The sequence below is a fragment of the Kitasatospora sp. NPDC030952 genome (genome assembly GCF_055571335.1).
The window spans coordinates 280,643-289,821 of the sequence record NZ_JBVIFM010000010.1 but is presented as its reverse complement, the minus strand read 5'-3'; the positions used below and the strand labels follow the sequence as shown (position 1 = coordinate 289,821).

6 protein-coding genes and 1 rRNA gene are annotated in these 9,179 nt (G+C 71.6%); 4 read left to right on the top strand and 3 right to left on the bottom strand.

What is annotated here, in order from left to right; translation table 11 throughout:
• Positions 1–83, top strand: a 5S ribosomal RNA gene (gene rrf / locus ACZ47G_RS20035); the annotation flags it as partial.
• A 79-nt stretch (positions 84–162) separates the two neighbouring features.
• Here rrf and ACZ47G_RS20030 read toward each other — a convergent pair.
• On the bottom strand, positions 163–624 hold the full coding sequence (locus tag ACZ47G_RS20030) for a GNAT family N-acetyltransferase (protein WP_465744400.1): 462 nt from the start codon (positions 622–624) through the stop codon (positions 163–165).
• 88 nt (positions 625–712) lie between these two features.
• Positions 713–1,504, bottom strand: a complete 792-nt coding sequence (locus tag ACZ47G_RS20025) for a VOC family protein (protein ID WP_465744398.1) — start codon at positions 1,502–1,504, stop codon at positions 713–715.
• 185 nt (positions 1,505–1,689) lie between these two features.
• On the opposite strand from ACZ47G_RS20025, the gene recD2 reads away from it, so the two are divergent.
• The 3 genes from recD2 to ACZ47G_RS20010 all read left to right on the top strand — a co-directional run bounded on the left by recD2 (position 1,690) and on the right by ACZ47G_RS20010 (position 6,723).
• Positions 1,690–3,933, top strand: coding sequence for an SF1B family DNA helicase RecD2 (gene recD2, locus ACZ47G_RS20020; protein WP_465744396.1), 2,244 nt, complete (start codon positions 1,690–1,692; stop codon positions 3,931–3,933).
• 225 nt (positions 3,934–4,158) lie between these two features.
• Positions 4,159–5,448: a citrate synthase gene (locus ACZ47G_RS20015; RefSeq protein ID WP_380463474.1), complete on the top strand. Its 1,290-nt coding sequence runs from the start codon at positions 4,159–4,161 to the stop codon at positions 5,446–5,448.
• A 555-nt stretch (positions 5,449–6,003) separates the two neighbouring features.
• Positions 6,004–6,723, top strand: coding sequence for an SDR family NAD(P)-dependent oxidoreductase (locus ACZ47G_RS20010; protein WP_465744394.1), 720 nt, complete (start codon positions 6,004–6,006; stop codon positions 6,721–6,723).
• A gap of 127 nt (positions 6,724–6,850) precedes the next feature.
• Here the strand turns inward: ACZ47G_RS20010 and ACZ47G_RS20005 are convergent, their stop codons facing one another.
• The gene (locus tag ACZ47G_RS20005; RefSeq protein WP_465744392.1) at positions 6,851–9,148 is read right to left on the bottom strand and encodes a heavy metal translocating P-type ATPase; all 2,298 of its coding nucleotides are present in this window, start codon (positions 9,146–9,148) and stop codon (positions 6,851–6,853) included.
• Positions 9,149–9,179: the final 31 nt, after the last annotated feature.

The window sequence follows — 9,179 nt, the reverse complement described above, 5'->3', positions numbered from 1 at the left end:
ACATTCCGAACCCGGAAGCTAAGCCTCACAGCGCCGATGGTACTGCAGGGGGGACCCTGTGGGAGAGTAGGACGCCGCCGAACAATTCTTCAGAAAAGGCCCACCCGGGTTTCCGGGTGGGCCTTTTCGCGTTTCCCGGGGAAGGGGATCCGGGGGCGCCGGTCAGGGCGTCAGCTTGAATCCGAGGTGCGAGGCCACGAAGCCGAGCCGCTCGTAGAAGCGGTGCGCGTCCGTGCGGGTCGCGTCCGAGGTGAGCTGGACGAGGTCGGCGCCGAGCTCGCGGGCGCGGTCGACGGCCCACTGGATCAGTTCGGTGCCGAGCCCGCTGCCGCGTTCGTGGGCGTGGACGCGGACGCCTTCGATGATGGCGCGGGTCGAGCCGGCCCGGGAGAGGCCCGGGACGAGGGTGAGCTGCAGGGTGCCCACGGTGCGACCGGTGCGTTCGGCGACGACCAGGTGCTGGTGGGGGTCGGCGTCGATGCGGGCGAAGGCGGTGCGGTACGGGGTGAGGTCGTCGGGGGATTCGCGGGTGGCGCCGAGCGGGTCGTCGGCGAGCATGGCGACGATGGCCGGGAGGTCGGCCTCGATGGCCCGTCGGATCGTCAGAACAGCCGTTTCAGTCATGGTCAGAGGATAGGCAAGCCCCGGTGCCGCCAGGTGCCTTGTCTACGCCCGTAGCGCCCTTCTAAGGCCCCTCTGGGCCGATGTGGAGTCAGTCCCCGGCCGGGGTGCTGGTGATGACGGCGAAGACGGCTCCGTGCGGATCCTGGAGCTGGGCGAGGCGGCCGACGCCGTGCACGTCCGTCGCCGGGATCCGGGCCTTCGCGCCGAGCCGGTCGGCGATGGCGAGGCTCGCGTCGACGTTGGGGACCTCGAAGTAGGGGAGCCAGTGCGAGCTGGTGCCGCGCGCGGTGTGCTCCGGGCCGAGCTGCATGATGCCGCCGTGGGCGTCGTCGGTGCCGCCGCCTGCCGGGGTGAGCACCGTGTACAGGACCTCGCCGAGCGGGACGTCCTGTTCCTGCCAGCCGAAGACCGTGCGGTAGAAGCTCTTGGCCCGTTCGGCGTCGATGCTGTAGCACTCCGTCCAGCAGAGGCTGACCTCCTCGTTGACAAGGTCCAGGCCGCGGGTGTCGTGCGGTTGCCAGACGGCGAAGTCGGCGCCGGTGGGGTCGGTGTAGCCGGCCATCCGGCCCGAGGTGAAGACATCGAAGGGGGCGAACCGCACCCGGCCGCCGGCCTGCTGGACGAGGTCGGTGGTGCGGTCGGCGTCGTCGGTGGCGAAGTACACCGTCCAGCCGGGCGGGCTGCCGTCCTCGGCGAGCGGGCCGAGTGCGGCGACGGTCCGGCCGCCGAGCTGGAAGAAGCCGTAGCCGCCGGCTTCGGGGCCGGCCGAGTCGAAGGTCCAGCCGAACAGGGCGGTGTAGAAGTCGACGGAGGCCCGGGTGTCGGGGCTGCTCAGGTCGAGCCAGTCCGGCGAACCGGGGCGGAAGTCGGTGTTGAGCATGGCGGCTCTGCTCCTAGGACGGTCCCGTACGGGCGCGGGCGCGGTCGACTCCCCCCTCGACCTTCCAGCCTGGCACCTCGGTGGGGGTGGTGCACGGCGAGTCCGCGGGCGGTCCGGCCTTGTCCCCGCCGGGCGGTACGGTGCGTAACGGAATGGTCCACCCGTACCGGTCGAAGGGGGCTCCGGTGGGCAAGGCGGCGCAGTCGGGGCAGCAGGCACAGCAGGCGGTCCGCCAGCTCGCGCAGGTCGAGGGCGTGCTGGAACGGATCACCTACGCCAACGAGGAGACCGGCTACACGGTGGCCCGGGTGGACACCGGCCGCGGTGCGAACGACCTGCTGACGGTGGTGGGCGCGTTGCTGGGGGCGCAGGTCGGGGAGTCGCTGCGGCTGCACGGGCGGTGGGGTTCGCACCCGCAGTACGGGCGGCAGTTCACCGTGGAGAACTACACGACGGTGCTGCCCGCGACGGTCCAGGGCATCCAGCGGTACCTGGGGTCGGGGCTGATCAAGGGGATCGGGCCGCGGTTCGCGGAGCGGATCGTGGACCGCTTCGGGGTGGACACCCTTGAGGTGATCGAGAACGAGCCGGGCCGGCTGATCGAGGTGCCGGGGCTGGGGCCGAAGCGGACCAAGAAGATCGCCGCGGCCTGGGAGGAGCAGAAGGCCATCAAGGAGGTGATGGTCTTCCTGCAGGGGGTCGGGGTGTCGACCTCGCTGGCGGTGCGGATCTACAAGCAGTACGGCGACGCCTCGATCGGGGTGGTGCGGAACGAGCCGTACAAGCTGGCGGCGGACGTCTGGGGCATCGGCTTCCTGACGGCGGACCGGATCGCCCAGGCGGTGGGCATCCCGCACGACAGTCCGGAGCGGGTGAAGGCCGGGCTGCAGTACGCGCTGTCGCAGAGCAGCGACCAGGGCCACTGCTACCTGCCGGAGGAGCGGCTGATCGCGGACGGCGTGAAACTGCTGCAGGTGGACGTCGGGCTGGTGATCGACTGCCTCGCGGAGCTGGTCGCGGCCGAGGGGGTGGTGCGGGAGACGGTGCCGGGGGAGGCGGGCGAGCCGATCACCGCGGTGTACCTGGTGCCGTTCCACCGGGCGGAGATCTCGTTGGCCAACCAGCTGCTGCGGCTGCTGCGTTCGGACACCGACCGGCTGCCGTGGTCGGCCGGGGTGGACTGGCCGGTGGCGCTGGAGTGGCTGGCGAAGCGGACCGGGGCGGAGCTGGCGCCGGAGCAGGAGCAGTCGGTGCGGCTGGCGCTGACCGAGAAGGTCGCGGTGCTGACGGGGGGTCCGGGCTGCGGCAAGTCGTTCACGGTGAAGTCGATCGTGATGATGGCGCTGGCCAAGCGGGCGAAGGTGGTGCTGGCGGCGCCGACCGGGCGGGCGGCGAAGCGGCTGGCGGAGCTGACCGGGGCGGAGGCATCGACGGTGCACCGGCTGCTGGAGCTGAAGCCGGGCGGTGACGCCGCGTACGACCGGGACCGGCCGTTGGACGCCGACCTGGTGGTGGTGGACGAGGCCTCGATGCTGGACCTGATCCTGGCGAACAAGCTGGTCAAGGCGGTACCCCCGGGTGCTCACTTGCTGTTCGTGGGGGACGTGGACCAGCTGCCCTCGGTCGGCGCCGGCGAGGTGCTGCGGGACCTGCTGGCGGAGGGCGGGCCGATCCCGTCGGTGCGGCTGACCAGGATCTTCCGGCAGGCGCAGCAATCGGGCGTGGTGACCAACGCGCACCGGATCAATGAGGGGAAACCGCCGCTGACGGAGGGTCTGGCCGACTTCTTCCTGTTCGTGGAGGAGGACGCCGAGCTGGCGGCCGGTCTGACGGTGGACGTGGTGGCGCGTCGGATCCCGCAGAAGTTCGGCTTCGACCCGCGCCGGGACGTGCAGGTGCTGGCCCCGATGCACCGCGGCCCGGCCGGGGCGGGGAACCTGAACACGCTGCTGCAGGCCGCGGTGACCCCGGCCCGGGAGGGGCTGGCGGAGCGGCGTTTCGGCGGGCGGACCTTCCGGGTGGGGGACAAGGTCACCCAGATCCGCAACAACTACGACAAGGGGCGGAACGGGGTCTTCAACGGCACAGTGGGAGTGGTGACCGCCCTCAGCGTGGACGACCAGCGGCTGACGGTGCTGACCGACGAGGACGAGGAGGTGTCGTACGACTTCGACGAACTGGACGAGCTCGCCCACGCGTACGCGGTGACGATCCACCGCTCGCAGGGCAGTGAGTACCCGGTGGTGGTGATTCCGGTCACTATGTCCGCTTGGATGATGCTCCAGCGAAATCTGCTCTACACCGCTGTGACCAGGGCGAGGAAACTCGTGGTGCTGGTCGGGTCACGGAAGGCGATCGCCCAGGCCGTGAGGGCCGTCAGTGCAGGTCGGCGGCACGCCGCGCTCGATCATCGACTTGCTTCTGGATGATTATCCAACAGGATGGTTGCCTCTAATGTTCTCTTGACGTGAAGAGATTTACGGCAGAGCCTAGGGTGGTGCCGATCTTGTCCGGTTCGTACCGGCAGCGGCAACAGGTTTTGTAGGGGCGGGCCCTTCCGGGCCACCCCGGGTGCGCGACTGTGCTCCGGATGGGGGATGGTGGAGACAGTCAGGGCACCTTGGAAGAGGATTCATTTCGTCGGTGAGGAAGACGTGAGCGACAACTCGGTAGTACTGCGGTACCAGGACGGCGAGTACGAGTACCCCGTCGTCGAGAGCACTGCGGGCAACTCCGGCTTCGACATCTCGAAGCTGCTCCCGCAGACCGGCCTGGTCACCCTGGACAACGGCTTCGGTAACACCGCCGCGTACAAGTCCGCGATCACCTTCGTGGACGGCGACAACGGCATCCTGCGGTACCGCGGCTACCCGATCGAGCAGCTCGCAGCACAGGGCGGCTTCATCGAGACCGCGTACCTCCTGATCAACGGCGAGCTGCCCAACGCGGACCAGCTGGCGGAGTTCAACCGCGAGATCACCCAGCACACCCTGCTGCACGAGGACGTCAAGCGCTTCTTCCAGGGCTTCCCGCGGGACGCCCACCCGATGGCCATGATGTCCTCGGTGGTCGGCGCGCTCTCCACCTTCTACCCGGAGAGCCACAACCCGTTCGACGCGGCCCAGCGCCACCTGTCGACCGTCCGCCTGCTGGCCAAGCTGCCGACCATCGCCGCGTACGCGCACAAGAAGGCGATGGGCCAGCCCTTCGTCTACCCGCGCAACGACCTGAGCTACGTCGAGAACCTGCTGCGGATGACCTTCGCCGTCCCCGCCGAGGACTACGAGCTCAACCCGGTCATCGTCAACGCCCTGGACAAGCTGCTGATCCTGCACGCGGACCACGAGCAGAACTGCTCGACCTCCACCGTGCGCCTGGTCGGCTCCAGCCACGCCAACCTGTTCGCCTCGATCTCGGCGGGCATCTCGGCGCTGTGGGGCCCGCTGCACGGCGGCGCCAACCAGGCCGTCCTGGAGATGCTGGAGAGCATCCAGAAGGACGGCGGCGACGTCGACTCGTTCATCACGAAGGTGAAGAACAAGGAAGCCGGCGTCAAGCTGATGGGCTTCGGCCACCGCGTGTACAAGGCCTTCGACCCGCGCGCCGCGCAGGTCAAGCTGCTCGCGCACGAGGTCCTCGGCCAGCTCGGCAAGAGCGACGAGCTGCTGGAGATCGCGCTCAAGCTGGAGGAGCACGCCCTCAAGGACGACTTCTTCATCTCGCGCAAGCTGTACCCGAACGTGGACTTCTACACCGGCCTGATCTACCGCGCCATGGGCTTCCCGACCAGCATGTTCACCGTGCTGTTCGCCCTCGGCCGGCTGCCGGGCTGGATCGCCCACTGGCACGAGATGATCAACGACCCGACCAGCCGCATCGGCCGCCCGCGCCAGATCTACACGGGCACCGCGATCCGCGACTACGTCGAGCTCGAGCAGCGCTGACCGGGCGCCGCTGACGGCACACCGACCGAGAGGGGCCCGGCCGCTGCTGAGCGGCCGGGCCCCTTCGCGTCCCCGCGCGCTGACCCCGGAAGGGCCCGCGCGCGGGGACGGAACCGTACGACGCACGACTCCGGGGCCGGCTGCAGTCGGGGACGGCCGCTCAAAGCGTCCCTGACCCGCCACACCCCGGCGCCGTGCGCGAAGGCCGTCGAGAGTTCGACGACCGTTCCCGGGGCCCGCCGGAGCCCCGTCGGCGGCAGCCGCTGGAAGCGCGGGGACACGTTGCCGTTGATCGCGCCCCACCCATCGGAAAAACTGCCGCACTACCAACCTAAGACGTATCAGGGTGCGAGAAGTTACGCCCGGGGGGTGTGAGCTGCCTCTCGCCACGCTCCGTAGGCACTTCGTACCGCGCTCATACCACACCTTCCCTCGGGCGCGACGTCACCCTCCCCGCAGTCACGGCAACCGAGCGTGATAGGAATCGTGGCATTCCGGTACGGACCGTCGCGCCCCCTCGTCGCGCGACGGCGGAACTGGGGAGGGAGTGCGCAGATGGCCAGGAACGTCGTCGTCACCGGCGGTGGCACGGGAATCGGGTACGAAGTCGCGCGGCGGTTCGCCGAGGCGGGCGAGCACGTGGTGGTCGTCGGGCGCCGCCGCGAGGTCCTGGAGAAGGCCGCGGTCGACCTCGGGCCGAACGTCACCCCGCTGGTGTGCGACCTCGCCGACCCGGACGCGGTCGAGGCCGCGCTGCACGAACTGCCCGAGCGCATCGACGTGCTGGTGAACAACGCCGGCAGCCGGGAGACGGTGATCGGCGGCGGACCGCACGCCCTGCTGGCCCGCTGGCGCGGCGACTTCGAGCGCAACGTGCTGACCGTGGTGCTGCTCACCGAGTCGATCCGGGACCGGCTCACCCCCGGCTCCGGCCGGGTCGTCACCATCAGCTCCATCGCCGCCCTGCGCGGGGCCGGCTCGTACGGTGCGGCGAAGGCCTCGCTGCACGCCTGGAACCACTTCCTGGCCGCCCAGTTGGGCACCTCGGGGATCACCGCCAACATCGTCGCGCCGGGCACGGTGGCCGGCACCGAGTTCTTCGGGCCGCGACTGGACGAGGCCGAGGTGGCCCGTCGGGCGGCGCGCACGCTGCTCGGCCGGATCGGCGAGACCGGCGAGGTCGCGGCGGCGGTGCACTTCCTCGCCTCGCCCGAGGCCGGGTTCATCACCGGCGAGATCCTGCACTGCAACGGCGGGGAACTGCTGGGGCGTTGAGGCGTCACGACGAGGGCCCGGACCGTTGGTCGGTTCGGGCCCTCGGGTGTTCGGCGTGTCCGGCTGTTCGGGGTGGGCAGGGTGGCCGGGGTGGCCGGGGCGTTCGAGGCGGCCCCGGGGGCTCGGCTCAGCTCGGGTCAGGTGAGCTCAGGTGGGCTCCGGCGGGCCGGAAGCGGCGCAGTCGGAGGCTGTTGCTGACCACGAAGACCGAGGAGAAGGCCATCGCGGCCCCGGCGATCATCGGGTTGAGCAGTCCGGCGGCGGCCAGCGGGATCGCCGCCACGTTGTAGCCGAAGGCCCAGCAGAGATTGCCCCGGATGGTGCCGAGGGTCCTGCGGGAGAGCCGGATGGCGTCGGCCGCGGTGCGCAGGTCGCCGCGGACCAGGGTGAGGTCGCCGGCCTCGATCGCGGCGTCGGCGCCGGTGCCCATGGCCAGGCCGAGGTCGGCCTGGGCGAGCGCGGCCGCGTCGTTGACGCCGTCACCGACCATCGCCACGACCTTGCCCTCGGCCTGCAGCCGCCGGACCGTCGCCACCTTGTCCTCGGGCAGCACCTCGGCGATCACGTGCTCCGGCTCGATGCCGACCTCGGCCGCGACCGCCTCGGCGACCAGCGTGTTGTCACCGGTCAGCAGCACCGGGGTCAGGCCCAGGGCGCGCAGCTCGGCGATGGCCTCGGCGCTGGTCGGCTTGACCGCGTCCGCCACCTCCAGCACGGCCCTGGCCTCGCCGTCCCAGCCGACCGCGATCGCGGTGCGGCCGGCCGACTCCGCCTCGCGCTTGGCCCGGGCCAGCGCGGGCGGCAGGTGCTGGGCGCGGTCGGCCAGCAGGGCCTCCTGGCCGGCCACCACCGCATGGCCGTCCACCACGCCCTCCACGCCCCGGCCGGGGAGGCTCCGGAAGCCCTGGACCGGCGGCAGTCCGCCGGAGCGGTCGGCGGCGGCCTGGGCGATCGCCCGGGCGATCGGGTGCTCGGAGGCGTGCTCCAGGGCGCCGGCCAGGCGCAGGGCCTCGGCCTCGGTGGCGCCCTCGGCGGTGTGCACGGCCACGAGGGCCATCCGGCCGGTGGTGACGGTGCCGGTCTTGTCCAGGACGACGGTGTCCACCCGGCGGGTGGTCTCCAGCGCCTCGGGGCCCTTGATCAGGATGCCGAGCTGGGCGCCGCGACCGGTGCCGACCATCAGCGCGGTCGGGGTGGCCAGGCCCAGGGCGCACGGGCAGGCGATGATCAGCACGGCCACGGCGGCGGTGAACGCCTCGGTGGGGCTGCTGGTGACCAGCAGCCAGCCGACCAGGGTGGCGAGGGCGATCAGCAGGACGGCGGGGACGAAGACCGCGGAGATCCGGTCGGCCAGGCGCTGGGCGGCGGCCTTGCCGTTCTGGGCGTCCTCGACCAGCCGGGCCATCCGGGCCAGCCGGGTGTCCGCGCCGACCCGGGTGGCCTCGACCACCAGTCGGCCGCCCGCGTTGACGGTGGCGCCGGTGACGGCGTCCCCGACGGCGACCTCGACCGGGACGGACTCGCCGGTGAGCATCGAGGCGTCCACCGCGGAGCTGCCCTCGACCACCACGCCGTCGGTCGCGACCTTCTCGCCGGGGCGCACCACGAAGCGGGTGCCGACGGTCAGCAGGTCCACCGGCAGCCGGACCTCCCGGCCGTCCCGGAGGACCGCGACGTCCTTGGCGCCGAGGTCCAGCAGGGCGTGCAGGGCGGCGCCGGCCCGGCGCCGGGAGCGGGCCTCCAGGTGGCGGCCGAGCAGGATCAGCACGGTGACGGCGGCGGCGGTCTCCAGGTAGAGCGCGCCGGCCGGGTCGGTGGCGCCGATGGTGAAGGAGAAGTCGTGGTGCATCCCGGGCCGGCCGGCGCGCCCCCCGAACAGGGCCCAGCAGGACCAGCCGAAGGCGGCCAGGGTGCCGAGCGAGACCAGGGTGTCCATGCTCGCGGCGCCGTGCTTGAGGTTGGTCCAGGCGGCGCGGTGGAAGGGCAGCCCGCCGTACCCGACGACCGGGCCGGTGAGGGCGAAGGCCAGCCACTGCCAGTTGGTGAACTGCAGGGCCGGGACCATCGACAGCAGCACCACCGGGACGCTGAGCACGGTGCTGATCAGCAGGCGTTCGCGCAGCGGGTCGGCGGGCTCCGCCTCCCCGCGCTCCGGCTCCCCGGGGGCGGGGGCGGCGGGGGTCGGGGGCGGGGGGAGTTCGGCGGTGTAGCCGGTCCGCTCGACGGTGGTGATGAGGTCCTCGACCGTGACGCCGGGGCCGTAGTCGACCCGGGCCTTCTCGGTGGCGAAGTTGACCGTGGCCTCGACGCCGTCCATCCGGTTGAGCTTCTTCTCGATCCGGGCGGCGCAGGCGGCGCAGGTCATCCCGCCGATCGACAGCTCGATCCGGTCCCGTGCCTGGACACCGGGGGCGGAGGTGGTCATGCGGAGGGCTCCTTGCTGGGGGCGTACGGCG

Coding starts and splice junctions, on each gene's coding strand:
- ACZ47G_RS20010 (WP_465744394.1), top strand. CDS start 6,004: ATGGCCAGGAACGTCGTCGTCACCGGCGGTGGCACGGGAATCGGGTAC.
- ACZ47G_RS20005 (WP_465744392.1), bottom strand. CDS start 9,148: ATGACCACCTCCGCCCCCGGTGTCCAGGCACGGGACCGGATCGAGCTG.
- ACZ47G_RS20030 (WP_465744400.1), bottom strand. CDS start 624: ATGACTGAAACGGCTGTTCTGACGATCCGACGGGCCATCGAGGCCGAC.
- ACZ47G_RS20025 (WP_465744398.1), bottom strand. CDS start 1,504: ATGCTCAACACCGACTTCCGCCCCGGTTCGCCGGACTGGCTCGACCTG.